Origin of the sequence: Amycolatopsis sp. cg13, from assembly GCF_041346965.1 — a bacterium.
Lineage (GTDB): Bacteria > Actinomycetota > Actinomycetes > Mycobacteriales > Pseudonocardiaceae > Amycolatopsis.
This window is the reverse complement of sequence record NZ_CP166848.1, coordinates 518,994-544,804: the sequence shown is the minus strand read 5'-3', so window position 1 is coordinate 544,804 and position 25,811 is coordinate 518,994. Positions and strand designations below refer to the sequence as shown.

The following is a 25,811-nucleotide window of genomic DNA, read 5'->3' as shown; positions in this document are numbered from 1 at the left end:
CGGCTGCCTCATCGGCTCGAGACGATCGAAAAAGTCTCGAAGCCGTGGTAGCGCAGGACGCAGTCGGCTCCGGCGGCCACGAGCCGGTCGGCGACCTCCGGGTTGACCTCGTGCGTGAACAGCGCGATGACTTTCGCGTCCGGCCCGGCCGACGAACGCTGCAGCAGGATCTGGTTCTCGGCCTTCGCGAAACTCTTGTTCGGCGCCCGCTCCCCGGACTGTTTGACCGTGGTCGTCGTGAATTCGTTCTGGTCTTTGACCTCGAACCGGACCGGAGTCCCGTCGCCGAGCCTGGCGACGATGTCGATGTCGGTCTTCTTTCCGTTGTGCACCAGCGGCTGTTCGAGCTTTTCGATCCGGAGGCCGGGCAGCCCCAGCTCCGCCAGCAAGGCCGGGTGCATGCCGGTCAGCGCCAGCGCGACGTCCAATTGCGCGTGGGCCGCGAGCACGTTGTCCACGTCGCCGAGCAGCTGTGACAGCTCTGTCCGGGTGTTTCCGTGCGCCACCGCTTTCGCGTTGCCGAGATCCTCGATCAAGCCCTGGAACGCGTGATCCACGTGAACCCCTCGCGATTCCAGTTCCGCCAGCTTGTCCCAGGCATCGGCGGCTTCGCCCAGCAGGCCCTTTCCGGAATCCTTCCCGAGTTGCTTCAGGTCCTCGGGCGTCGCGTACACCGTCCCGTCGGCCGGTTTGGCCGGTCTGGCCGCCTTCCCCGTGTCCGCGGTCAACCGCTCGCGCAATGCCGCGTGTTCGGCGGGCCCCATTCCGTCGAGTGCGTCGGCGAGCGCGGTGCCTCGTTCCCGGCCCGCCACGCTGGCCGCGATTCCGGCGACCTTGTTCACCAACGCCTTCTCGGGCAATCTGCCGGCCATCTCGGTGAGCATCGCCCGCGTCTCCGGCGGCAGCCGATCCCAGACCGCGGCCAGTTCCGCGGGGATGTCCGCCGGCGGCTCCGCCCGCTCGGGGCCGCCGGTCTCCCGGGGCTCCCCGGCGTCCGGCGCTTTTTCCTCTGGGTTGATCGCACGGTCCATCAGGCCGCGCTCGGGGCGTGCCTCCTCCGAATGCGGACCTGGCGATTCAGTGTCTCCTTCGGACCGCGACGGCGGCCGGGGCTCTGATTCCCGCGGCCCGTGCTCGATGCTGATCTCGCCGGTTTCCCGGTCGACATGGGCAACCGGACCGTCATGGGTGCGCGGCGGCAGCCCGGGGTCTCCCTCCGGCAGGCGGGACGGAGCCGGCTCGTCGAGTGCCCGATGGGTCCCGTCCTCGTCGGAGCCCTTCTTCGGATCGCCCTCCTCCGGCGGCTCTGGTTCCCGAGGCGGCGCGGGCGGAGTCCGCGGCGGACCGCCCGGAGGCTTCCCCGGCGACTCCGGATCCGGTGCGGTCTCTTCCCCGCGGCCGCGCTCCGGACCGCGCGACTCCGGCGGAGTCCGCTCGGGCTCGGCCGCCCGCCCGCCGCCGGGCTCCGGAGAATCCGGACCCTTCGGCGGCGGATTCGGGCCGATCGGGCCGTCGTCCCCCGGCCGCGGCTCCGGATCCTCGTCCGGACCGCGGCGGGCCGCCCCGTCGGGATTCTCGGCCCCACGGCCGGAATCCGGCTCGGCACCGCGCGGACCTTCCCGTTCCGGCAGTTCCCGCGGCGGCTCGGGGTGCGGCCTGACGCCCGGAGCCGCCGCGGCGTTTTCCGGCCGGACGAGCCGGAACGTCCCGGTGTCGGGATCGAACCGGGCGACGGTGCCGTCCGGGTTCCCGCCGGGCCCCCTCCTCGGGCCGCGGGGGTTCGGCCTCGACGACGGCAGGTCGGTCGGTCCGCCGGTCGGCGGGTGCGGCACCCCGTGCCAGATGTCCCACATGTCGAAGCCGCTGTGCAGCAGGCTCGACATCCGCAGCCCGGCGAACATGGCCAGCTGGAACTTGGTGCTCGCCTTGATCCGGGGGTTGTCCTGCACGTCGTGGGTGTCGTGCCCTTCCAGCCGCGCCTCGTCGCTGCCCGGCGCCGGCAGCCCGGTTTGAGCACCGGGATGTCCTGGTTCCGCGGTGCCGGGCGGCTCCGGGCGGCCGTGATCCGGGGCAGGGCCCTCCCGGTCCGGCGCGGACGGCGGCTCGGCTTCCGCCGGCCGGTGTTCGACAGTCACCTCGCCGGTGTTGCGGTCGACGTGGGCGACGTAAGCCCCTTGGTCGCGCGGGGGCAGGCCGGGATCCCCAGGCGGCAGCTTGCTGGGAGCGGGAGTCTCGCCGGGCGCCCGCTGCGGTTCGGCGCCGTCCGGTTCGCGCTCGGGCTTTCCGTTCGGCTCGCCTTCCGCAGGCGGTTCCGCCTCCCGCCCCGGCCCCGGCGGTTTTCGCGGCGGGCCGCCCGGCGGCTTGCCCGAGGAACCCGATGCCGCCTCTTTCGGCGCTTCCCGTCCTTCGACGAGCGGAGTGACCGGCTGGGCCGGTTCGCGGCGGACTTCGGCGGGCTTCGCGTCCGGGTGTTCTCGTTGCGGCGGCGGGGAATCACTGCTGTGGGAAGGTTTGCCCGCGGCGGCCCCGGTCTCGGCGGAAGGGTGTGGCGCGACCGCGCCGGAACCGGGCTGTTCCGTGCCAGGACGTCCCTCGCCGTGCGGGACCTCTCCCGGGTGCGGGCCGACGTGTGCTGCTTCCGCTGCCGGATGCGGCGCCGCGGCGGTCGGCGGCCTCGGCGGAGGCGAGGACGGGACGACCCGGTCGTCCGGCGGCACGGACTGGTGCGGCGGACCGGCCGGGCGGGCGGGGTCCGGCGATGCGTCCGGCCGCGGATGCACCGGGCGCGGGCCGCCCGGCACATCCGGAGTTCCCGGGGCGGGCCGGACCGGCGGAGAAACACCGGGCGGTGCAGCGGCCGCCGGGTTGTGCCCGGTGCCGTCCGGCGGGGTGCGGGGAGCGTCGGCGGCAGGACGCACCGGTGCCGAGGGGTGCGGACCGGCGGTGCCGCCGGGAGACTTTTCCACTGCTTCGCCGACCGAACCCGGAACCGGCGGCTCGTGCGGCGGATCCGCCGGCGGCGGGCGATCGGTGTCCCGCACGTGCGAAGGCCCGGCGGCGTCGAGTTCACGGCCTGCGCGTCCGGGAGTGCGAAGGTGGTCGACGATCTTCGGGACCTGCCCGAGTCCCTTCACCAGCGTGGTCGAGAACGGATGCAGATACGGGCTCGCGGTCAGGATCGCGTCCCCGGCGCGGGCGGCCGCACTGCCGGTTTTCGCGATCGCGCCGAACTTCGAACTCTCCGCGACCTCGCCGAGCGACCTCAGCGCGCCGCCGACCCCGTCGGTCCCGACCACGGTCAGCACGTTGCCGATGTCCGTGCCCACCGCGGCCCACGGATTCGTCTCCCAGTCGTCGACGTCGATGAAATCCGCGGCCTGCTGGAACAGCTGGTAGCCCATGTCTCCCGGCTGGAAACCCGGCAGCCCGACCGTCTGGTCGAGGACCGGCAGCCCCAGCATCAAGCCGGTCGGGCTGTAGGTGATGTTGGCGAGCACGTGCGTGCCCAGCGCTCCCCAGGCGTCGCCGAGGTTCGACCACGACCAGCCGCCTTCCCCGAACCCGGCGAGTCCCTTGACCATGCCGTACAGCTGGCCGACGGTCGCGTCCCACATGCTTTCGAGCAAGCCCAGCGGGCCGTGCGCTTTCTCTTTGGGGGCCTTGGATTCCGGCAGCTCCTTCCCCTCGAGCAGGTCCACCGCCGCGGTGATGATCGCGGCGAACGACGGGGCCACGTGCCGCGCGAAGCTCTGTTTCATCCGTTCGCCCGCGAGCCCGGCGAGGGAGTACTTCGTGTCGTAGGAATCCAGTTGTTTCAGGATCGTGGACTTCACGCCGTGGATTAGGTGCCCGTAGCTCTGATAGGCCTGCGCCAGTTCTTTCATCTCGCCCGACAGCTGGGTCATCCCGGTTTCGCCGGGACCGGCCGTGTTCACCGTCGAGATGTTGTGCCGCAGCAGCACCCCTGCCGGATCCGGCCACGTCTGCTCGATCGCGGACGACACGGCGCTGCTCGACGCCACGGCTTCGTCCACCGCGGTGGCCCCGGCGAGCCATTCGTCTCCGGTCGCCGAGGCGACGGCCGCGCTGTCCGCGGGCCACAGCTCGTCATGCCGGTAGCCGCCGTACGAGACGACGTGCCGCCACAGGTCATTGTCCGTGGGCTCGGAAATGTCCGCGTAGCAGCCCCACGGTGTCTCGACCGCGTCGTAGCCGCTCATCGGCCGAACTGGTCGGCCGCCTCGACGGCCCCGGCCTCGTAGCCGCGGACCGCCTCGCGCGCGCCGGTTTCGATGCGGCGATACGGATTCTGCTCGCCGAGATAGGTGTTCAGCCCGGTGTGGAGCTTGTCCGCCGCCGTGATCACCTTCTGGAACGCGGCTCCCATCGGGCCGTTGCCCAGCTTTCCCGCACTCGACAACGCGGTCTCGGCGGCCTGCCAGCGGGTGTGCAGAGTGTCGGCGGTCGTGCCCAGAGCGTCCAGCTGCCGGTAGGTGTCGTCGAGGTAGATTTCGACGAGGCCGTCCTGGTTCGTGGTGACGCGCGAGCTCACCGGGAGCCTCCCTCGAGTTCGCGAAGCAGCGGGTCGAACCTGAGGTCGGCGTTCTCCGGCGAGGCACCGGGTTCCAGGTACTTTTCGAGAATTTCGAAGCCCTCGTCCGCGGCGAGCGCGGCCGCCCGGCGGACGGTCGCGGTGATTTCCCCAGCCAGCGCGGCGGAATCCGGCCGCCGGAAGACGCGCGGGTCCAGCCACAGGTCCAGCAGCTCCCCCGAGCCGCCGACGGTCGCGGCGACCAAGCCGTCGTCCGATTCCGCGACCGCGCGGATCTCGCCCATCCGCTGTTGTGCGGCCCGGATTCCCGCTGCCATCCGTGCGGATTCCATCGTGCACCTCCCACGCCTCGGCACTCACTGTGCACCGGGCGCGACGGTGGCGGGGTCCTGTGTCCGGTTGCGGCCACGGTCGTCCGGCGGCCCGCTGCCGGCCCGACTATGGTGCGGTGAAACGACATCGCGCACTCGCGCTCGCCGCCGTGCTGGCCGCGACCGCGGTCCAGGTCATCGCCGGGGCGGGCGCCGCCGCCGCGGCGCCGCCCGCCGGGGCCTGCCAGGACCCCAGTCCGGCGCAGGCCGAGGTGCCCGCGCTCCCGTGGGCGCAGCAGCTGCTCGCTCCGCAGCGGGCCTGGCCGTACAGCCGAGGCGACGGGGTGCTGGTGGCGGTGGTGGATTCCGGGGTCGACGCCGACCATCCGCAGTTGCGCCGGGCGGGAAAAATCCTGCCCGGCCGGGATTTCTACCTCAACGGGGCCTTGCCCGGCGACTTCGACTGCGTGTCGCACGGCACCGGGGTCGCCAGCATCATCGCCGCGGACCCGGCGCCCGGCATCGGCTTCGCCGGAATCGCGCCCGGCGCGGCGATCCTGCCGGTCCGCGTCAGCGACCGCGACGTCAGCGACCGAGGACAGGTCCAGCGGATCGACCCGCAGGTGGTGGCGAACGGCATCCGCTACGCGGCGGACCAGGGCGCCAAGGTGATCAACCTGTCCCTCGCCGGCCTCGACGACTTCCCGGCCATCCGGGACGCGGTGGCCTACGCGGTGGCCGGCGACGCGGTCGTGGTGGCGGCGGCGGGCAACGCGCAGCAGGACGCGGCCGCGCGATTCCCGTCCTACCCGGCGGGCTATCCGGGAGTGCTCGGGGTCGGCGCGGTCGACATCGACGGGGCGCGGCTGTCCGCCTCCCAGATCGGGCCGTACGTCGGCGTGGCGGCCCCGGGCGTCAAGGTGCTGGCCGCGACTCGGGCGGGCGGGCACGCCTACGACGACGGGACGAGTTTCGCCGCCCCGTTCGTCGCCGGAACCGCCGCGTTGGTCCGGGCCGCCTGGCCGCGATTGACGGCAGCGCAAGTGATCCAGCGCATCAAGGCCACCGCGAGCCCCGCCCGCGGCGGCGCGGGCAGCCCCGCCTACGGAGCGGGCCTGGTCGATCCCTACCGGGCGGTGACCGACGGCCTCGACCTCGGCGAACCGGCCGCCTTGCCCGCGTATGCCCCGCAACCGCCCGACCGGGCGCAGCTCGCCCACGCGGCGTGGGAAGCGCACACCGGGGCCGCGGCCGCGTGGCTCCTCGGCGCCGCCGGCTGCGCGCTGGCGCTGGTAGCGGCAGCCGCTGTCGCCGTACCGCGCGGAAAGCGACGCCGCTGGCGGGCCGCGCTCGCCCCGCCGGTTCCCGCACACCGCCCCGCCGACGAGCCGCCCGAGCAGATTTTCCTGCTCTGACAGGGGAAGCGACGACCTCGCCCGCGCACACCCCGCAACGCTCCCCCATGCGGCACCGGAAGCACACACCGAAGCCCAAGCCGCGTGACACCGGAGCAGCAGGGTGCGCACCGGCACTGAGGGGCGTCAGCCGCCGCCGTCGCGCCACGCGGAAGACGACGCCGCTGGCGGGCCGCCCAAGCAGATATCCCAGCTCTGGCAGACAACAACAGCGCCTGTCCGGCCGGGCAGACGAACCAGCCGCCCGCCGCTGCCCCGCAACGCTCCCCCACGCGGCACCGGAAGCACACACCGAAGCCCAGGCCGCGTGACACCGGAGCAGCAGGTTGCGCACCGGCACTGACGGTCTCGTCGGGCCACGCCGGACACTCCGCCGCTGGCGAACCAACCCGGCGGATTTTCCCGCTCTGACAGCGAAAGAGCGGATGCCCGGCCGGGCATCCGCTCTTTGTGCCGCCGAACAGGGCCGGTCAGGACTGCACGATCCGCATCGCCTGCTGCAGCACGTTCTGGCCGATCTCGCCGACCTGGCGGTAAGCGACGCCCTCGGCGTGCGTCGCGTCGGCGTGCTCGCCGGTCCGCTTCTGCTGCATCTGGTAGGCCTGGGTGTTGGCGTCGGCCACCGCGCCGGTCCACTGGCCGCTCAGCATGTTCCGCATCCGGCTGGTCTGTTCTTCCGAGTGCTGAGTCAGTTCCGCGGCCGTTTTGCCCGCGTTGGAGAACGCCGTTTCCATCGATTCGAAAACGACCTTGAATTCGTCTCCCGAGGTCATGTTCCCTCTCCTTTCAGGATCCGTGGATGACGGAGTGGATGTGCCCGCCGCCGTAGTGCTGCTGGTTCACCGCGTGCAACGACTCGTCCTGCCCGCTCGCGTGCACCTGGATGGCCTGGCGGGTGTTGTCGACCATCCGGTCGCCGTGCGGCCGCACCGCACTGCTCCAGTCGTCCTGTCCCGCCTGGTTGGCGGCGAACGCCCCGTTCTGGACGCGCCCGGCCAGGCTGCCGGAGACCAGCTCCGCCTGGTTCTGGGTGTGCCGCGCCCGCAGGGAGTTCTGCTGTCCCATGCTGTCCTCGGTGGAGTTGACCAGCTGGGTGGCCGCCCCGAACTCGATCTGGAATTGGTTACCGGTCATGCGCGCTCCTCGGCTTGGTTCCGGTCCGCTCGCTTGCCCTGCCGAAGTTACGGACCCGGGCGGTCCGGTCCGGGCCCGCGGCACGTTCCTGCCATCGCGCCCGATCGGGGCCGCGGATCGCCCACGATCGGTGGCATGGCGACAGTCGTGGTGAAGAGGCCGGCCCGCAAACCGGCGCCGGAGATGCCCGCCGGGGAGCTGATCCTGCAGGCGCCGCCGGAGATCCCGCCGGCGCCGGGGCGGCAGTGGACGCAGCTGTTCATGATGCTGCCGATGATCGCCATGATGGGCTCGATGGTGCTGATGTACTCCGGTTCGGCGGGCAGCGGCATCCGGTACGTCGTCTACGGCTTGATGGGCGTCGGCATGCTCGGCATGGCCGTCACCGGGTTCCTGCAGGGCGGCGGCCCGAGCAAACGGGAAATGGGACGGGCCCGCCGGAAGTACCTCCGGCATCTGGCGCAGCATCGGCTCCGGCTGCGCCGCGCCGTGCTCCGGCAGCGGACGGCGATGGAGTACCTGCACCCGGAACCGGGAACTCTCTGGTCGCTGGCGGCGAGCTGCCGGCTGTGGGAACGCCGCAAGAACGACGAGGACTTCGCCGTCGCCCGGATCGGGCGCGGGGCGCAGAGCCCGGCGCTGTCGCTCGTCGCTCCGGACACCAAACCGCTCGAGGAGCTGGAACCGCTGTCCGCGCTGGCCCTGCGCCGGTTCCTCACCTCGCATTCCACAGTGGACGATCTCCCGATCGCCGTGGCGGTCAACGGGTTCAGCCGCATCCACCTCCGCGGCGACCGCGCGGCCGCGACCGGGCTGCTGCGCGCGATGCTGGCCCAGCTGGCCACTCTGCAGTCGTCGGAGGACCTGCGGATCGCGGTGTGCGCGGGACCGGAGCAACGCGCGGGCTGGGAATGGCTGAAGTGGCTGCCGCACGCCCTGCATCCCGAACGCACCGACGCGCTGGGCTCGCTGCGCCTGGTCGCGCAGACCATTCCGGCCCTCGAGTCCCTGCTCGAAGAGGAGCTGGCGAAGCGGCCGCGGTTCGATCCCGAGGTCGACGTCCGGGTCAGCGGACCGCATCTGGTCGTGGTGGTCGACGGCGGCGACACGGCCGGTTCGGACCATTTGATGACCGGCGGCGGCGTGGAGGGCGTCACCGTGCTCGACCTGAGCACCGCCCCGCCCCGCGCGCTCGATCGCGCCTCGGTCGTCCTCACCGTCGCCGCCGACGGCACGATGACCAGCGAGACCTTCGACGGACAAGCACCGCTCGGCCGGGCCGACACGCTCGGGCGGGAGGCTGCCGAGGGGCTGGCCCGGCAGCTGGCTCCGCTCCGGCTCACCGCGGGCCTTCGCGGCGACGCCCCGATGAACGCCGAACTCGGCCTCGCCGAATTGCTCGAACTCGGCGACCCGTACGAATTCGACCCGGCGAAAACGTGGGCTCCCCGCCCCAACCGCGACCGGCTGCGGGTCAAGTTCGGGGTGCAGGCGGACGGCGCGCCGATCGAACTCGACCTCAAGGAATCGGCGCAGGAGGGGATGGGGCCGCACGGGCTGCTGATCGGCGCGACCGGCTCGGGGAAGTCGGAACTGCTGCGGACGCTCGTGCTGGCGCTGGCCGTCACGCATCCGCCGAACTCGCTGAACTTCGCCCTGGTCGACTTCAAGGGCGGCGCGACTTTCACCCGGCTCGACAAGCTGCCGCACACGAGCGCGGTGATCACCAACCTCTCCGAGGAACTGCACCTCGTCGACCGGATGACCGACGCGATCAACGGCGAGCTCGTCCGCCGCCAGGAACTGCTGCGCGCGGCCGGGAACTTCTCCTCCCTGCGCGACTACGAGAAGGCGCGGCAGGCCGGAGCCCCGTTGCCGGAGGTCCCGACGCTGCTGGTGATCTGCGACGAATTCTCCGAACTCCTTTCCGCCAAGCCGGATTTCATCGACATGTTCGTCCAGATCGGACGGTTGGGCCGGTCGCTCGGCGTGCACCTGCTGCTCGCCTCGCAGCGGCTGGACGAGGGAAGGCTGCGCGGGCTGGAAGGGCACCTGTCCTACCGGATCGGCCTGCGCACGTTCTCCGAGATGGAAAGCCGCACGGTGCTGTCGGTTCCGGACGCGTTCCGCCTGCCGCGCGCGCCGGGACACGGATTCCTCAAGGTCAGCACCGAGCCGATGGACCGCTTCCGTTCCGCCTACGTCTCCGGCGTGTACCAGCGGAGCACCGGCGGGCCCGCCGGGCCGGCCGCGGCGCAGCAGCTCGTCCTGCACGAATACACCACCGGGTACGTCGCGCCCGACCCCGTCCCCGGCGACGAGGCGGCGGGCGAGCCGCCGGGCGCGGACGAGGCGGTCGGGGAAACCCTGCTGGACATCCTGGTCGACCGGCTGGAGGGGCAAGGCGCCGCGGCGCACCAGGTGTGGCTGCCGCCGCTGGCCGAGTCGGCTCCGCTGGACTCCCTGCTGCCGCCGCTCGACACGCATCCCGAACGCGGTCTCGTCGTGACCGCGCCCGCGCTGGCCGGAGCCTTGCGGCCGATCCTCGGGCTGGTCGACCGGCCCTACGAACAACGCCGCGATCCGCTGGTCCTCGACTTGTCCGGGGCCGCGGGGCACCTGCTGGTGCTGGGAGCGCCGCAGACCGGCAAGAGCACCGCGCTGCGCACGCTCGTCGTGTCGCTGGCGCTCGCCCACACCCCGCGCGAGGTCCAGTTCTACTGCCTCGATTTCGGCGGCGGAACGCTCGCCGCGATGGCCGGGCTGCCGCACGTCGGCTGCGTCCACGGCCGGCTCGACACCGGCGGGGTCCGCCGCACGGTCGCGGAAGTCGCCGCCGTGCTCGCCCAGCGGGAACGCCGATTCGCCGAGCACAAGATCGACGGCATCGCCACCTACCGCAAACTGCGCGCCGAAGGCCGCTTCGCCGACGACCCGCACGGCGACGTGTTCCTGGTCGTCGACGGCTGGCTGACCCTGCGCAACGATTTTCCCGAACTGGAGGACGTCGTCGGCGACATCGCCGCCCGCGGGCTGTCCTACGGCGTCCACGTCGTGGCGTCCTGCAGCCGGGCGTTCGATCTCCGGATGAACGTCCGGGACCTGTTCGCCAGCAGGCTCGAGCTGAAGATCGGCGACCCGATCGACTCGATCGTCGACCGGCGCGCGGCGATGGGCGTGCCCGCGGGAGCGCCGGGACGGGGAATCGCGATGAGCGGGCACCAGATGCTGGTCGGGCTGCCGCGCATCGACGGCGAGTCCGGGACGGACGACCTCGCCGACGGCGTCAGCGCGCTGGTCTCGGCGGTGGCGCGGGCATGGCCGGGCGAGTCCGCTCCGGCGGTGCGCCTGCTGCCGGGCACGCTTCCCTACGCCGACCTGCCCGCCGCCGACGAGCTGACCGGCGACCACGCCGGATTCGCCGTGGGAGTGCGCGAACGGGACCTGGCTCCGCTTCGGCTCGACTTCGCCGCGGACGCGCACTTCTTCCTCCTCGCCGACACCGAATCGGGCAAGACGTCGTTCCTGCGGGTGCTGGCCCGGCGGATCTCGCGGGCCTGCACCCCGGACGAGGCCCGGATCGTGCTCGTCGACCACACGCGCGGGCTGCTCGGCCAGATCAGCGAAGAACACTTGCTGGGCACCGGCCTGAACGACGCGCATTCCCGCGCCATGCTGGCCGAGGTGGCGGCGGCGCTGGCCAAACGCCTGCCCGGCGCGGACGTCACCCCGGAACAGCTGCGGGCGCGCGATTGGTGGCACGGCCCGGAGATCTACGTCCTCGTGGACGACTACGACCTCGTCGCCACCCACGACGAGCATCCCCTGATGCCGCTGCTCCCGCTGCTCGCCCAGGGCCGGGACATCGGCCTGCACGTGGTGCTGGCCAGGCGCACCGGCGGCGCCGGGCGCGGCCTCTTCGAACCGGTGCTGGCCAGGCTGCGGGAGGTCGGCGCTCCCGGGCTGATGATGTCCGGCGACCGCGACGAAGGCCCGCTGCTCGGCGGGATGCGGGCACAGGTGCTGCCGCCGGGCCGCGGCTGGCTGGTCGACCGGCGGGCGCGCACGGACCTCGTCCAGGTGGCTTGGCTTTCCGAAGAGGAAGCCTGCCCCGCGAACCCGGGAGGGACCGATGGCTGACCAAGTCGCGGGCGAAACCGACCAGATGAAGCGCTTTTCCGAGAACGTGCTCGGCAGCCTCTCCGCTTTCCCGGTGCCGCGCACCGTCGTGCGCGAACCGGATCCGCTGTGCGACGGCGGAATGCTCGAATGCGGGGCGCTGGCCGCGGCCGACAACCGGAGCACCGCCGAACTGCACCGGTTCATCACCCATCTCACGCAGGGATTCGCCGCCTACAGCACGTTCGTGCACCGCAGCGCGGTCGCCTACGTCCAAGCCGACCTCGCCGGACGGCAGCGGCTGCTGGCCGGGCTCGCCGCGCAGAACGGGCAGGGCCTGCCGGATTCGTCGCCCGAACTGGAACGGGGGTAGCCGCCGTGGCCGGATACGCCGCGTACTCCGTCGACGACCAGCACCGGATGCTCACCGCCGAACACGACCAGCACGTGCCCCGGCTCGTCGCCGCGGCCGCGATGTGGCGCGACGTCGCCGCGTGGCTCGACTACCAGTGCGCCTCCCTGCGGTCGGAGACGAACAACTTGATCGCCAGCTGGCCGGACGACGCGGGCCGGCTGTTCGCCGAGCAGGTCCACCGCGGCCTCAACTCGATCTGGTCGTGGCACGATCCTTCCCTCGCGATCACCGCCACACTGCCCGGGCAGCTGAACCTGAGCGGCAGCGTCAGCGCGTCGCACGTCGTCGACCGGATCAACGACCTGGTCGCCGCGATCCAGAACGCCCTGCCGGAGGCGACCCGGCTGCGGGACAGCTACAACAGCCTGCCCGCGCATGTGAAGCCGATGCTGGAGCAGAAGGCCCGGAACGACCTAGGCGCGCTCCTCGACGCGCTCGTCCCGAAATACGCCGACGTCGGAGCCGCGATGGCGAAAGCCGTCGGGAAGGCTTGGGACGGTCCGCGCGCGGCCGCGCCGCAGGGGCCGGGCCGACCCGGACCGTCCGCCGCCGATCCGGGCCCGGCCGCTCAGGCAGCCCCGGACGGGCCGGGCGGGCCGCAAGAGCCGCGCAGTCCGGAGCAACCGGGCGGCCCCGGCGCCCCGACGCAACCGGATTCCGCTCAGAACCTGCTGGACGACGGGACGAAACTCGTCGACGCGCTGAGCCAGGCCGCGCAGTCGGCCCAGCAGTTGCTCGGCGGCTCCGGCGGCGATCTGTCCGGTCTCGGGCCGCAGGCAGGCGACTTCAATCCGGCCGATCTCTCTTCGATGTCCCCCGCCGACCTCACCGATTACCTGCGGCATCTCGACGGCGCCGGCGGCGGGCTGCCCGCTTTGGCGGGACTCGACGGGGGCGGCGCCGGCGGGCTCGGCGGGGCGAGCGGCCTCGGCGGCGCGGCGTTGCCCGCTGTCGGCGGCGCCGGACCGCTCGGCAACGCCGCCGCGCCGCCGGGGATGGCAGGCATGCCGGTTCCCGCGTCGGCGAATTCGGCCGCGGCGTCGGGAACCGGGGCGACGGGCGGCGGGATGCCGCCGATGTACCCGCCGCGTACCGCGGGCGCGAGCCCGAGCGGCGGCGTCAAACCGGGCGACGCCGAAGAACCGCGCCCCGGCCGCGGGCGGGCCCGGAAACCGGGGGCGACCCCGGGAGTGCCCTTGCGCGGGCGCTCGGGCAAGGGGCGCAAGCCCGCGCCCGCCGCGCCGGCCGACCGGCGCGCGCGGCCGGCGGCCGACGACCGGGTGCTCGACGAAGACCTCTGGCAAGTCCAGGAAGACACCGAACCGAGGAGGGTCACGTGGCCGCGACAGAAGTGAACGGAAGTCCCGAGGCGATGAGCGCGTTCGCCAGCCAGCTCGTGGCGCCGCAGCTGCCGCCGTCGATGGGACGGCTGAGCACGGCGCCGAGCCTGGCCGGCATGTTCGAGGGGATCGCGATGTCCTTGCTCGACAAGGCGGCGACCGCCGAACTGACCGCGTTCATGCTGAAGGTCAGCAACGACATGGCCGGATTCTCCGCCAGCTCCAAGGCGTCCGGGCTGGCCTACAGCGCCGCTGACGTGGCGAGCGCCTTCGACCTCGCCACCGCGACGGCGAAGCTCGCCAAGCAAGGGATCGACCTCGTCAAGCAGGTGGCCGCGTCGTCCGCCGCGCAGTCCGCCTCCGCCGGGCAGACCGGATCCGCCGCACCGGCCGCCGCCGAGAAGACTGCCTGAGGAGGCTCGGATGACAGTCCCCTACAACCTGTTCCCGATGGAGACCCTCTTCCCGATGATGGAGGCCGAGGGCGCGAACGCTCCCGCCCTCCTCGACGCCGCGAAGATGTGGACACAGGTGCGGGAATGGGTCGGCGAGACCCAGACGCTGCTCAACACCCGCGCCGGCGAGCTGAGTCCGCAATGGACGGACGAGGCCGGGCGGGCGCACGAGGAGAAGATCCAGCGGACGCTCGCCGAGCTGAAGATGTGGGGCGAGCGGCTCGACGCGGCCCAGGTGCCGGCGACGCTGACGACCCTGGCCGCCGACGTCCAGGCGACGCAGGCGATCGTGACCGGCCTGCACGCGTCCTACACCGCTGTCGCCTACAACCCGCTGACGGCGGCCGCGGCGCTGCCCCTGCAGCAAGCCGCCGCGACGAAAATGACCGAGCTGGGCGGGAACTTCGACATGTCGATGCTCAAAGTGGTCTCCGGAGCGGGGCTGGAAACACCCGGCGACGTGCTTCCGTCGGCGCCCGGCGGCAACGCCTCCGCCGAAGGCAACTCGCCCGCCGACTTCATCAAGGCGGCCACGTCCGGCGTCAGCTTCGCCTCGGCGGGCCTTGACGATCTCCAGGACCTGCAGAGCCTCGGTTCCGCACTGGGCGGCAGCGGCGACGCGGGCTCCGCACTCCCGCCCGCGCACTCGGGCGGTCTCTCGCTGGCGGGTCTCAGCCCGGATCTGCCCGCGGCGCTGTCCGCCGCGGGCGGCTCGCTCGGCCCCTTGCCCGGGCCCGGAGCCGGAGGCGCGCCGGCCGTGTCCGGGCTGCCGGGTCTCGCCGGGGCCTCGACCGCCGCGAGCCTGCTGCCCGCGGCGAGGCCCGTCACCGGCAAGCGCGCCCCCGGTCTCGCCGGAGAAGTCCAGGCGGGATGGGCCGAAACCCCGGCGGCGGCCGCGGCTCCTGGCACCGCCGGGCCGATGATGCCGGGGCTCGGCCAGGGCATGTCCTCCGGCACGCTCCGGCCGGGCTCGAGCGAGTCTCCGACCGGGCGCTCGGGCTCCGCCCGGAAACCGGCGAAACGCACGGAGGGGGTGCCCTCGGCGTTGCGCGGGCGCGCGGGCGCCGGCGACCCGGCCGGATTCACCCTGTCCGCCCGCAGGCGCCCGGACGAGTCCGGGCCGCCGCTCGACGAGGATCTCTGGTCCGCCACGCGCTGAGCGGACGGAAAAGCGCCGGTCGACTGGGTTGTCGACCGGCGCTTTTCCGTTGCCGGAAACACTGTTCTCTCCGCGCTGCCCCGGATCGGGCGCCCCGGGCCGCCCGGCACCAGTCGGCCGACGCGTTTCTCTTGCCAGCGAACGCTGTTCCGGCAAGCGAACGGCGCCGTCCTGAATCATGTCGGGCGCGGCAACGCCCGGACCGACCGGAGCGAAGTCAGATGTTCGGCACTCCCCTGCCGGGAATCACTGTTCCCGCCGCACCGTCCGGCGGCAGGCGCCCGAGCCCGCCCGTCACTCACCGCCGCAACCAGGTTTTCCTTGCGCGGCAACACTGTTCCGCGCCTCGCCCAGAACGCCGCTCCCCGGGTCCAGCGTTCCGGGCCGGGTCAGCCGGCCAGGGTCTGGCGCTTGGCCGCCTCCGGGTCGAGGCTCGGCCCTTCCGGCAGCCGGGACACCAGCCCGGCGGGCAGCCGGACCGGCGGCGCGGCCCCGTAGCCGAGGATCTTCCGCACCTCCGGCGTCGCCAGCGGATACCGCCTGCCCAGGTCGGTGACGAGGGTCAGCGTGCCCGCCGGCGCCTGCGCGGACGGCATGGCTTCGACCAGCGCGGCCGAACCCGGCGGGACGTACACGCGGTCGGCGAGCGGGGTGCCGTCCGCGGAACGGCGAGCGGTGGCCGCCATCGGGTCCGCGGGCGGCAAGGACGGGTCGAGGCGCAGCGACGGCGCCGTCTGGCCCGGTGCGAAAGTCGCGCACACGGTCGCTTCGCCGTCGCCAAGCCGGACGATCGGCGGGCGCGACGACGGCGCCGCGTCCGCCGCCGCCGGGGCCGGGTCGAGTTGCCGTGCGGCGGCCGCCTCCGCGGGCGCCAGCTGGGCCGCGGCGGGCCGGCCGCCTGGATACGCGGCCGTCATCAGCCGCGCGTCAGCGAGCTGGATGTCGTACTGCAGCTCGGTGATCGGCTGCAAGGCATCGGGCCCGGCGAGGTAGTACTGCTGCCCGCCGCCCGCGGACTGGACGACGAGCAGCATCCCGGTGCGCAGTTCTCGGCCCGGCACCGCGGTCGACGGCGAACCCGCCTGTGCTACCGGGAGCGGGCCGAGCGGGGCGCCTTCCGGCAGGACGTCCAGCCATGCCTGGCCGACCCGGAGCCACGGCTGGGACGCCAGCGCCAGTCCCGTGCCCACCGCGTCGTAGTCGGCGATCCGGTGCCGGCGCCCGTGCCAGACCAGGTAGCGGTCCCCGTTCGACACCAGCTGGACCAGCAACGCGCCGTCCCCCGGCTCGGCGCCGCCGCCGGGGCCGGTTCCGGCCAGCAGCACCGATTCCTCGATCCGGCTTCCCGCGGCGTCGCTGGCCGGAACGGAGCAGAGCGACCACGATCCGGTCAGCAGCCGGTCCGCGCCCGGCAGCGCGTCCGGCGCGTCCGCGATGCCGATCCGCGGACCGCGCCGGACCCCGGCCAGCGAATTGCGCGAAACCTCTTCCGCGGCGCGGTAGTCGCCGAGCAGCAGCAGCGCCGACGCGTAGTTGGCGACCGGGTAGAGCCGGTCGTTCAAGTAGACGTAGCGCGTGCCGGTCTCCTTCTCGACGATCACCGCGGAATTCTTCTTCCAGGATTCGTCGCCTCCCGGCGAGATCATCCCGAACAGGCCGACCACCGCCAGCGACACGACAGCCAGGGACAGGCTGACGAACGCCGCGCCCGCCGGACGCCGGAACGGCGGCTGCTCCGGATCCGTCTCCCGCGCGACGAGCGCGGAAATCGCCCGCTGCACCAGGAATTGGTACGCCTGCAGCTGGTCCCTTTTGGACACCACGGCTCAGCCCCCCAGTCCGCGCGCGTAGGCGTAGAGGCCGAGCACCCAGCACACCAGCGGCACCACCGCGGCGACGACGACGATCTCGCAGTATTCGCCCGCCCGGCCCAGATACGGGTTCGCGGCCCGGGTGCTCAGCAGCACTCCGGCCGCCAGCACGACCGCGGCGAGCGCGAACAGGATCGCCAGCACGGAGGCGCCCGGGAGCGCGGCCGCGGGCCCGGCCGCCAGGCACGCCGCCCCGAACAGCCCGGCGGCCAGCAACGGAATCCGCTGCCGGGCCACCGGGTACAACCGCGCCCGCAAGAGCAATCCGGCCGACAGCACGGAAAGCAGCACCACCGAGGAGGGCTGGCCGGCGGCGGCGAGCGACAGCTCGCACCAGAGCACGGCCGCGGCCGCCCCGCACAGCATCCCGGTCAGCAGCCCGTCCGCGCGCGCCACCGCCGCGTGCACCTTGGCGACCGGCGGCTGCGGATCGTCGCGGACGAGATCGGCGGTCGAGCGCGGCAGCACCGGCATCGGCACCTTCCCGAACCGCAGGGCCATCGGCGCGAAAGCGATGGACAGCAGCAGGAGTCCGCCGGCGACCACGGCCGCGGCCTGTGCCCCGGTCAGGTCCGCAGCCGACGCCAGCGACCCGCCGAGCACCGCGGACACCCCGGCCGTGCCCGCCGCGACGAAGAACGGCTGCGCCGCGGTCGCCGCGAGCAGGCCGACGACCGAGGCCACCAGCAGCGCCGCACCCCCGAGGACCACCTGCCCCGCGGACAGCTCGGCCAGCGAATGGCCGTCCGCCAGCGCGAGCGCCCCGCCGACCGCGGCGTACGGCAGCGCGACCCCGGCCGGGACCGCTCCCGCCGCCGCGTCGCCGACCGCGCGCGCCAGCACCGCCCCGGCCGCCAGCAGCGCCAGCGCGGCCAGGAAAGCCCACAGCGCGGGCGTCCCCCAGGGAGGTCCGGCGCGCAGGACCGCGAACAGTCCCAGCAGCGCCAGCAGCGCCCCGGCAGCCAACCCCGCTCGCCGCGTGTGCCGGGGTCCCCAGCTGCCGCCGGTCCGGCCGGCTCCGGTCGCGATCGCGTCGACGAGGTCGTCGTACTCCGGCTCCGGCCAGTCGAGGTCGCCCGGGGTGAGGTGGAGGATCTCGCCGTCGCCCACGCGATACGCGCGGAGCGTCCGGTTCAGGTCGAACGCGGTGCCGTCGGCCCGGCGGAGCTGCCAGCCGCCGCCGGAGGCGCCCTCGTCGGCCAGCCCTTCGCCGGCCCGCGCCAGCAGGCCGGGCAGCAGCTCGGCGACGAGCGCGTGCTCGGGCAGTGCCATGTCGATGCGCCGGCGCGGTGCGGCGACGGTGATCCTGAGGAGGCCAGCGGTCTGCATGCCTCCAGGATCGGCCGGAACCGGCTCGCGCGGGGAGCCGAGGCAGGAACCTGCCGCGCCCCTGGACCGTCCATGATGGACAGTTCGGCTCAGCCGCGGGACCGACGCACGAGCACGACCCGCTTCGGGGAACGGCCAGAGCGGACCCGGGCCGCGTGAACGTCACCCGCACCGGCGCGCACTTCCGGTATTTCGCTTGCCGCGCAGCGCTTTCTCCCCAGGCGGTTCACTCCCGCGCACGACAAAACCGTGCCCTCGCACCGGATTGGGCCGGTGCGAGGGCACGGTTCGGCGCGAGTTCAGCCGCGCACTCCGCACAGCGTCGTTTCGAGCCGGGCGGCGAAGTCCAGGACGGTGTCCGCGCGCAATTGCCAGCCGGACGAGACCACGCGGTGCAGCGTGCGCACCACCAGAACCGCGCTGTCCGCACCTGGCGTGATCATCAGCAGGCGATCGACGTCCCAGCTCTGGCGGGCAGTGCCGCTCGGCAGCGTTTTCGTCTGGCCCGCGCGGGTGCTCGACAGGCGGTTGGCGGCTTCGAGCAGGCCCGCGTCGGCGTTCAGCCGGTCCGCGACCGCCGGGTCGCCCTCGAACGGGGCAAGTCCCCGGCCGCCGGGTGCGCTGAGCGAAGCCCGGACCGGGTTCGGCAGGCGCAGCGGCACCGCGTAGACCAGCGCGCCCAAGCCGAGCGCCCGGCGCACCGCGGTGCGGCCGCTCATCACCGCGGCCCGGAGTTCGAACGGGCGGGGCTGCTGAGCGTCGAGGTAGACGAAGCAGTCGGTCGGCGCGGGCATGCCGCTGAAGCGTTCGCGCGGCGGCAGAAGACTGCCTGCCGGGACGCCGGTGCTGTTGCCCGGCAAGGTCATCGCCGCCGGAGCGGCGGCGAGGCCGAGTTCCTTCCGCACAGTCGCGGCGACGTCGGCGGCGACCGTGGCGGGTTCGGCGCGACGGCCGGTCCACAAGGCGGCGGACATCGGAATTCCCCCTTCGGTTTTCAGGCCGTGCGCGCGGACCCGCTCAACTCATGCAGGCGCGCTGAAGCCGCCTGCAATTCGGACTGGAAGCGGCCCGGCCGCAGCTGCGCGAGTTCCTGCCAGCTGTCCACCGCCGCGCGTGCCTTGGCGAGCGCGTCCTGTCCGCGGGCGGCCAGCTCCTCGCGCTCGGCGTCGAACTGCTGCGCCTGCCGGAGCACGGCCTGCGAGCGGTCCTCCACCGGAGCCGGAGCGGCGGCTTCCGTACGGGCGACACGGCGCTTGCGGATCGTCATGCTGAGCCAGCCGACGCCGAAGATGATCAGGCCGGTGAGGATCGGCTTGGCGAGGATGTGCCAGATGTCCATGGGTGGTTCCTTGTCCGTTCCAGGCGGCGCGCGGCCGCCGAAGCTGTGGTGACGGGGTCGAAACTAGGCAGCGGCGGATGAGGTTTCGATGACACGCGCACGCGAGGCAGGAACCTGCCCGGGCATTGCGCCGGATCCGGCCGCACAGGGGAGAATGGCGGTCATGAGCATCGGGGTGGGCGAGGAACGGCTGCTCGCCGAGGGACCGGTCGCCAAGGTCTACGCGGGCCGGCTGGCGGGCGAGGACGTGGCGGTCAAGGTGTTCGACGGCGTCCTCGACCGCGACACGGCGGCCCGGTTCGACCGGGAACGCAAGGCACTCGCCGCCGTGCGCGGCGAACGGGCGATCCTGCCGGCCGACGAGGTCGGCGAGCTGTCGGGCGGCCGTCTGGGCGTGCGGATGGAGCTGTGCCAGCGGTCGCTGGCGCACCTGCTCGACGGACAGCTTCCGGTGCGCGACGTCCTCGCCGTCGGCTGGACCGTGTCCGCCGCACTGGCCGCGGCGCATCAGGTGGGCGTCGTGCACGGCGGGGTGACGCCGCACAACGTGCTGCTGCGCCGTTCGGGGGAGCTCGCTCTTGCTGATTTCGGACTGGCCTTGCGCCGCCGCTTCCCGCGCGATCCGCTGCACGCGGTGGACTACGCCGCGCCGGAAACGCTGCGCGACGACGCCCTCTCCGAGGCCAGCGACCTGTACGGCCTCGGCGCGGTGCTCTACACGGCGCTCACTGGTTCGTCGCCGTTCCCGCGCCACACCGGGCAGCAGCGGGCCGAACGGATCCTGCAGGTGTTCCGCGATCCCGTGCCGCCGATCCGGGTGCCCGGGGCGCCGCCCGCACTGGTCGACCTGATCGGGCGGCTGCTGGCCAAGGACCCGGCGGACCGCCCGCAGGATCCGGCCGCGGTGGCGGAGACGCTGGAGCGGCTGTACCAGGCGAGTGCTGCTCCGGCCGAGGTGGAATTCGACGATTTCGCGGGGCATGGGCAGCAGGTTGGGTTCGGCGGGGTGCCGCAGCCCGGAGGCTGGCTTGGCGCCGCGCCGCGGGCTGGCGGTTTCGCCGCTGCCCAGGCTGGCGGTTGGCCCGGTTCAGGCCAGCAGTCCGGGAATTCCGCCGCCCTTCCGCAATCCGGCGGTTTGGGGGGCGCGGCACCGCAAGCCAATGACTGGCCCGGCCAACAGCCCGGCAGCTTGGCCGCACTCCACCAGCCGCCCGGAGGTCCCGGCACTGCACAACATCAGCAGAGCCCAGCACCGCAGCTGCCCGGAGTCGGCCAAGCACCCCAGCAACCAGACGGCGGTCCCATCGCCGCACCGCACCAAGCCGCCGACTCGCCCGGCCCTGCCCAACCGGCGAGCGGCTTCACCACATCCCAGCACCAATCCAGCGGCTCGGGCGGCGCGCCGCAGCAGCCCGAGGGCTTCCCCGGCGCACCTCGCCAAGCCGACTGGCCCAGCCCCGCCCAGCAGCCCGCCAGCTTCGCCGCGCCCCAGCAGCAACCCGGCAGCTCAGGCAGTGCACCGCAGCAACCCGGCGATTTCTCCGGCGCACCCCAGCAACCTGCCGACTCCTCCCACCCCGCCCAGCAGCCGGGCTTCGCCGCGCCCCGGCAACCCGGCGGTCTGGGCGGCGTTCCGCAGCACCCCCACAACCTCTCCGGCACAACCACCCCAACACCGGGCCGGACCCTCCTGCACACCTTCGACGACACCAAAGAACCCCGCCGCGCCAAGAAGCTCCCCGGCATCGCCTGGTGGCCCGCACTCGCCGCCGGACTGGTCGCGGCCGTCGGCGCGCTGATCGCGATCCCGATGCTCACCTCGAAACAGGACCCCCGCCCCGCGCTCCCCCTCGCGAACGCGCCGTCGTCCGGGCAGCTGCCGCCTGCCGAGCGGGCCCCGGTGCCGGACGTGCATCTCGCCCTCGCCGCACCCGCCGATCTCGGGACTCAGATCAAGCTCACCTGGACTGCCGAGGGGAATCTGGACTTCGCGGTCGTCGTGGGGGCCGAGCGCATCCCGCCGATGGTCCTCACCGCCCACCGCAATCGGACGATGTCGGTCCCGGTCGACCCGGCGCGCAAATACTGCTTCCAGATCCGCGCGACGGACGGCAGCCACGTCTACGAAACTCCCCCGGTCCCGATCCGCGGCGCGGTCTGCACGTCCTGACCGGCACCGTCCTAAGCAGACCGCCGAAACAACGAACGCGGGTCGAAGACCGCGCGCACCCGGCTCGGCAAGGGACGTCCGGCCAGCGCCCGGCGCAGTTCCCGGATTTCCATCCACGCCACGCCGACCGCGCTCTCCGACGGCGGGAATCGCGACCACAGCGCCGAATCCATCACCCCGGACAGCCGCAGCACCGGATCCCGCACCCGCTCCCCCAGCGCCGACCCGGCCGATTCCGCCAGGTCCCGGGGTGTCATTCCCACCCGGTAAGCGACGCCGTGGGCGCGCAGCCGGTCCCGGGCTTCCGCCCACGCACCGAAAATCGCGTCTTTGCCGAGGCGGCGGCGTCGGCGTCTCGTCCGAAGAAGCTTCGCCAAGGGCACGGCGACCAGCGCGCACAGCATCAGCCCGGGTACGACTGCCGCGGCGATCCACCACGGCCAGCCAGCCGATCCGGAGACGAACGAAGCCGCTTCCGGTTTGCTGTCCGGCGGCGCCACCGGCGGCTGGAGTTTTTCCAGCGGCGGCAACTGCGACTGCGCCCGTCCCGCCGCACCCGCCAGCCCGGACGACTTGGCGGACGTCGCGGCGGACTTCGTCGGGTCCAGCGGCACCCAGCCGACCCCGGCGACCGCCACCTCCGGCCACGCCAGTGCATCCCCGGCGTGCACGACGTGCGCTCCGGCGGTGTCGGCACCGCGATAGCCGACCACGAGCCGGGCGGGGATGCCGGTGATCCGGGCCAGCGCGACGTACGCGGCGGCGAACTGTTCGCTCGTCCCGCGTTTCGACACGGTCAGGAACTGCCGCAACTGCGGCCAGGACGCCCCGGTCGGCAGGTCGTCGCCGACCGCGAGCTGGTAGTTCTGCTGGAGGAATCGCTGCAGTTGCAAGGCGGATTGGAACGTCGGGCGCAGGCCGTGCACCGCGGTCCAGGCGAGCCGCGCGACGTCGTCGGGCACCGCGCCGACACCGCTGAGGCCGCCCGGCGCGTCCGCGTCGACTGGTGCTGTGGCTAGAGATTTCGGATCAGCTTCCGGGGCCGACCAGGTCATCCGGTAGTCGGTCTGCCCGCCCGGGGATGCCGAAAGCAGCACGCCCGCACCGGGATCCACCAGCGGCGCGGCGCCGGTCACGCTGGTCAAGCCGGGCTGGCTCGGCAGCCACGGCCCGGACAGCGGCGGCACGCTCAGCTCAGCCGAGACCTCCGGCGCGCCGGGCACGCCGTCGATCCGCGCGCCCAGCCGGCGCAGTTTCGGTTCGGCCGACCAGTTCGCCCCGTCGAACCCGTTCAGCACGACCAGCCGCCACCGGTCGACCGGAGCCGTGCTTCGGTAGCTGAACACCGGACGCGCCGGATCGGCCAGCTGCCCGGCGATCTCGTCGAGGGGGTTGCTGACCGGGGTTTGCGGGGGCGGCACCGGATGGCCGTCGGCGAGCCGGAACGGCACCCGCCCCGCCGGGTCGAGTCCGCCGAAAGCGAGTGCTCCGGCGGCGATCGCCACCACCAGCGGCAGCACCGCCACCATGGCCGAACCGGACGGCCGCCGAAGCCGCAGAGAACCGCCGCCAGACCGCGACGCCCACAGCAGCAGTCCGGCTGGCGCGAAATACGCGACGGCGGCGTACAGCGCGGTAAAACCGGTAAGCGCCTGATACGCCTGCGCCAGACCCGCCACCGCCAGGCTCGGCAGCAGTGCCACGAGCGGCATTCGCAGGCGCAGCAACAGTTCCAGCCCGAGCACGACGGCCAGCAGCACCGCCAGCGGCACGAACAACAGCTGTCCGGCGTCCGGCCGCGCGGGCCAGGTCGATTGCAGGGTTTGCAGCCAGCTCTCGGTCAGGCCATGGCTCAATCCCTGAAGCGAGGCTCCCGTCGGCAGCCCGGAGATGGTGGTCGAAAACAGCGTGGTCTCAACGATTCCGAGCAATCCGGCGACCAGCACGATCAGCGGACGCCACGCCGAGAGCCGAGGCAAGCGAAGGCACAGTTCGGCGCTCGCATAGCCGAGCAGCACGACCACGAGCACCGGCAACAGCAGCGCCGACAATCCGAAAACGGGTGCGAACAACAACCCGGCCACCGCGGTGGAGCCGAGCAGTCCGGTCACCGCCAACCGGGCGTTCACCCTTCGCCCCGGGCATTCCACTTCGCCGCCGCGTCCGCCGCATCCACCGCGTCGATCGAACCGGCGCGCACGCCCGGCTCGCGAACGCCCAGCCGGATCACGGTGTCCGGCCGCCAGCGCAGCGCCGCCCCGAGATCGGCCTGCGGTCCGGTGACCACGACCAGCGCCCCGCCCGGCCGCGCACCGGCGAGCCGCGCCGCGGGCAGCAGCAGCGAATCGTCCGAATCCTGCGCGGCCAGACAGAGTTCGTCCAGCAGCAAGCGGGCCGTCGGAACCCCGCTCCCCACTGGGGTTTCGAGCCCGGACGACGTCAGCAACCGGCAGTGCTGGCCCGCCATCGCGGACGCGTACAGCAACGACGCCACGACTTCGACGGCTTCTTCGAAGACCTCCGGCCACATCGCGTCCGACCGGGTGTCGAGCACCGCGGTGAGCCGCGACTGTGCCGGATCGGCGTAGTCGCGCACCATCAATCGTCCGGTTCGCGCGCTGGCTTTCCAGTGCAGGTGCCGGACTTCGTCGCCGAGCATGTACTCGCGCACGGCCAGCAGGTCCGCCGAACCGCGCAGCGGCGGGTCGGTGATCGGGCCGTCGTGGTGGTGGCGCGGATGGCCGGAAGCGGCCGGGCGCATCGGGTTCAGCCGCGGATACACCCACAGGCACGCCGCCGCGCCCAGCGTCCGGTCGGCGCGCGCGAACCCGAACGGATCCGATCGGTGCAGCACCAGCGGCCCGACCTCGAGCCTGCCGCGCGCACTAGTCGGAAGCTCGTAGTGGTAGGTCGCCGCAGCACCGGGCGCGAGCGCGCGGACCTGCACCTCGCGCGTGTCCGCGCCAACGCAGTCCTGCGCGGAGAACCCGCCGTGCCGTCGCTCGCTTTCGTTGCGCACCGCCAAAGTCGCCAGTGCCGGACGGCCGCGTTCGATGCGTTCCGGGTGAACGGACCGCGAGACCTCCGCCTTCGGCCGGGCCCGGGTCACGAGCACCGCGGCGAGCACGGCGCCCGCCACGATCCCGGCGAGCACGCGCAGCAGCGGGTATCCGGCCAGTTCGCCGAGCCCGTAGCCCAGCACAGCACCGGCGAGCGCCGCGATTCCGCGGCGGGTGAGCCGCACGCCTCAGCGCCCGGGCGCGGCCGTCGGGGCGGCGGTGTCGGCGAGCAGTTCGGCCACGACGTCCTCGGGCCGCCGCTGGTTCAATTCGGCGTCCGGGGTCAGCACCAGCCGGTGGCACAGCACCGGAAGCGCCACGTCCTTCACGTCGTCCGGGGTCACGTAATCGCGGCCGTGCGTGGCCGCGAGGCCTTGCCCGGCACGGATCAGCGCGATGCTGCCGCGCGGGCTCACGCCGTAGCGCACGGCCGGATGGCTGCGGCTCGCCGCGGCGAGGCGGACCGCGTACGAAACGACCTCGGGCGCGAGGTACGCCTGCCGCACGCGGGCGATGACCTGCTGCACGTCTTCGATCCGCAGCACCGGCCGCAGTTCGTCGGCGGTGACGCCCGCGCAGTCGCCCATCACGACCATCACTTCCGCGTCGTGGCTCGGATAGCCGACCGACAACCGCATCAGGAACCGGTCCAGCTGCGCCTCCGGCAGCCGGTAGGTGCCCTCCATCTCGATCGGGTTCTGGGTCGCCACCACCAGGAACGGCCTCGGCACCGGCTGGGTGACCGCGTCGACCGTGACGCGGCGTTCGGCCATCGCCTCGAGCAGCGCCGCCTGCGTTTTCGGGGTGCCGCGGTTGATTTCGTCGGCGAGCACCACGTTCGCGAAGATCCCGCCGGGGTGGAACTGGAACTGCTCGGCGTGCTGGTGGTAGACCATCACGCCGAGGATGTCGCCGGGCAGCAGGTCCGGGGTGAACTGGATGCGGTTCCACCGGCCGCCGACACTGGCCGCGAGACAGCGCGCCAACGTGGTCTTCCCGACGCCGGGCACGTCCTCGATCAGCAGATGCCCTTCGGCGAACAGCGCCGCGACCGCCATCCGGACGACGTCCGGATGGCCGCGCAGCACCGTCTGCACGTTGTCGGCAATGAGGTCGTAGGCCGCTTTCGGCGTGAAGCTCACG

19 protein-coding genes are annotated in these 25,811 nt (G+C 73.0%); 7 read left to right on the top strand and 12 right to left on the bottom strand.

What is annotated here, in order from left to right:
• Positions 1-8: 8 nt before the first annotated feature.
• From AB5I40_RS02220 to AB5I40_RS02210, 3 genes are read right to left on the bottom strand one after another with little or no spacing between them, the layout of a single operon-like run.
• Positions 9-4,220 carry a hypothetical protein gene (locus AB5I40_RS02220; RefSeq protein ID WP_370936735.1) on the bottom strand — a complete coding sequence of 1,404 codons (4,212 nt, stop codon included), beginning with the start codon at positions 4,218-4,220 and terminating at the stop codon, positions 9-11.
• On the bottom strand, positions 4,217-4,552 hold the full coding sequence (locus tag AB5I40_RS02215) for a hypothetical protein (protein ID WP_370936734.1): 336 nt from the start codon (positions 4,550-4,552) through the stop codon (positions 4,217-4,219). Before AB5I40_RS02215 ends, AB5I40_RS02220 begins: the two co-directional genes overlap by 4 nt.
• The gene (locus tag AB5I40_RS02210) at positions 4,549-4,884 is read right to left on the bottom strand and encodes a YbaB/EbfC family nucleoid-associated protein (protein ID WP_370936733.1); all 336 of its coding nucleotides are present in this window, start codon (positions 4,882-4,884) and stop codon (positions 4,549-4,551) included. The genes AB5I40_RS02215 and AB5I40_RS02210 overlap by 4 nt, the downstream gene beginning before the upstream one ends.
• A 116-nt stretch (positions 4,885-5,000) precedes the next feature.
• Here AB5I40_RS02210 and mycP point away from each other — a divergent pair, with 116 nt between their 5' ends.
• Positions 5,001-6,278, top strand: coding sequence for a type VII secretion-associated serine protease mycosin (gene mycP / locus AB5I40_RS02205; protein ID WP_370936732.1), 1,278 nt, complete (start codon positions 5,001-5,003; stop codon positions 6,276-6,278).
• Between the two features lie 470 nt (positions 6,279-6,748).
• Here the strand turns inward: mycP and AB5I40_RS02200 are convergent, their stop codons facing one another.
• Both AB5I40_RS02200 and AB5I40_RS02195 read right to left on the bottom strand, forming a co-directional pair.
• A complete protein-coding gene (locus tag AB5I40_RS02200; protein WP_370936731.1) occupies positions 6,749-7,051 on the bottom strand; it encodes a hypothetical protein in 303 nt (100 codons plus the stop codon).
• Positions 7,052-7,064: 13 nt separating this feature from the next.
• Positions 7,065-7,412, bottom strand: a complete 348-nt coding sequence (locus AB5I40_RS02195) for a hypothetical protein (RefSeq protein WP_370936730.1) — start codon at positions 7,410-7,412, stop codon at positions 7,065-7,067.
• Positions 7,413-7,547: 135 nt separating this feature from the next.
• On the opposite strand from AB5I40_RS02195, the gene eccCa reads away from it, so the two are divergent.
• Genes eccCa through AB5I40_RS02170 form a run of 5 tightly spaced genes read left to right on the top strand, consistent with a single transcriptional unit; the run spans position 7,548 to position 14,900 of the window.
• Entirely contained in the window at positions 7,548-11,552 is a 4,005-nt protein-coding gene (eccCa, locus tag AB5I40_RS02190; RefSeq protein ID WP_370936729.1) for a type VII secretion protein EccCa, read from the top strand.
• Complete coding sequence (locus AB5I40_RS02185) at positions 11,545-11,904, top strand: hypothetical protein (protein ID WP_370936728.1); 360 nt, start codon at positions 11,545-11,547, stop codon at positions 11,902-11,904. Before eccCa ends, AB5I40_RS02185 begins: the two co-directional genes overlap by 8 nt.
• Before the next feature lie 5 nt (positions 11,905-11,909).
• Positions 11,910-13,301, top strand: coding sequence for a hypothetical protein (locus AB5I40_RS02180; protein ID WP_370936727.1), 1,392 nt, complete (start codon positions 11,910-11,912; stop codon positions 13,299-13,301).
• Positions 13,283-13,699: a hypothetical protein gene (locus tag AB5I40_RS02175; protein ID WP_370936726.1), complete on the top strand. Its 417-nt coding sequence runs from the start codon at positions 13,283-13,285 to the stop codon at positions 13,697-13,699. The genes AB5I40_RS02180 and AB5I40_RS02175 overlap by 19 nt, the downstream gene beginning before the upstream one ends.
• 10 nt (positions 13,700-13,709) lie before the next feature.
• Positions 13,710-14,900: a hypothetical protein gene (locus AB5I40_RS02170; protein WP_370936725.1), complete on the top strand. Its 1,191-nt coding sequence runs from the start codon at positions 13,710-13,712 to the stop codon at positions 14,898-14,900.
• Positions 14,901-15,289: 389 nt separating this feature from the next.
• On the opposite strand, the gene eccB is transcribed toward AB5I40_RS02170, so the two are convergent.
• From eccB to AB5I40_RS02150, 4 genes are all read right to left on the bottom strand, one after another.
• Positions 15,290-16,720: a type VII secretion protein EccB gene (gene eccB / locus AB5I40_RS02165; RefSeq protein ID WP_370936724.1), complete on the bottom strand. Its 1,431-nt coding sequence runs from the start codon at positions 16,718-16,720 to the stop codon at positions 15,290-15,292.
• A gap of 6 nt (positions 16,721-16,726) precedes the next feature.
• Positions 16,727-18,100, bottom strand: coding sequence for a type VII secretion integral membrane protein EccD (gene eccD, locus AB5I40_RS02160; protein WP_370936723.1), 1,374 nt, complete (start codon positions 18,098-18,100; stop codon positions 16,727-16,729).
• A gap of 299 nt (positions 18,101-18,399) precedes the next feature.
• Complete coding sequence (locus AB5I40_RS02155; RefSeq protein ID WP_370936722.1) at positions 18,400-19,074, bottom strand: hypothetical protein; 675 nt, start codon at positions 19,072-19,074, stop codon at positions 18,400-18,402.
• A gap of 20 nt (positions 19,075-19,094) precedes the next feature.
• Complete coding sequence (locus AB5I40_RS02150; RefSeq protein ID WP_370936721.1) at positions 19,095-19,439, bottom strand: hypothetical protein; 345 nt, start codon at positions 19,437-19,439, stop codon at positions 19,095-19,097.
• A 163-nt stretch (positions 19,440-19,602) separates the two neighbouring features.
• Between AB5I40_RS02150 and AB5I40_RS02145 the strand changes: the two genes are divergently transcribed.
• The gene (locus tag AB5I40_RS02145) at positions 19,603-21,609 is read left to right on the top strand and encodes a protein kinase (protein ID WP_370936720.1); all 2,007 of its coding nucleotides are present in this window, start codon (positions 19,603-19,605) and stop codon (positions 21,607-21,609) included.
• A gap of 11 nt (positions 21,610-21,620) precedes the next feature.
• Here AB5I40_RS02145 and AB5I40_RS02140 read toward each other — a convergent pair whose 3' ends face one another.
• Genes AB5I40_RS02140 through AB5I40_RS02130 form a run of 3 tightly spaced genes read right to left on the bottom strand, consistent with a single transcriptional unit; the run spans position 21,621 to position 25,810 of the window.
• Positions 21,621-23,738: a DUF3488 and DUF4129 domain-containing transglutaminase family protein gene (locus AB5I40_RS02140; protein WP_370936719.1), complete on the bottom strand. Its 2,118-nt coding sequence runs from the start codon at positions 23,736-23,738 to the stop codon at positions 21,621-21,623.
• Complete coding sequence (locus AB5I40_RS02135) at positions 23,735-24,853, bottom strand: DUF58 domain-containing protein (protein ID WP_370936718.1); 1,119 nt, start codon at positions 24,851-24,853, stop codon at positions 23,735-23,737. The genes AB5I40_RS02140 and AB5I40_RS02135 overlap by 4 nt, the downstream gene beginning before the upstream one ends.
• A gap of 3 nt (positions 24,854-24,856) precedes the next feature.
• The gene (locus AB5I40_RS02130) at positions 24,857-25,810 is read right to left on the bottom strand and encodes a MoxR family ATPase (protein ID WP_354735019.1); all 954 of its coding nucleotides are present in this window, start codon (positions 25,808-25,810) and stop codon (positions 24,857-24,859) included.
• Position 25,811 lies beyond the last annotated feature (1 nt).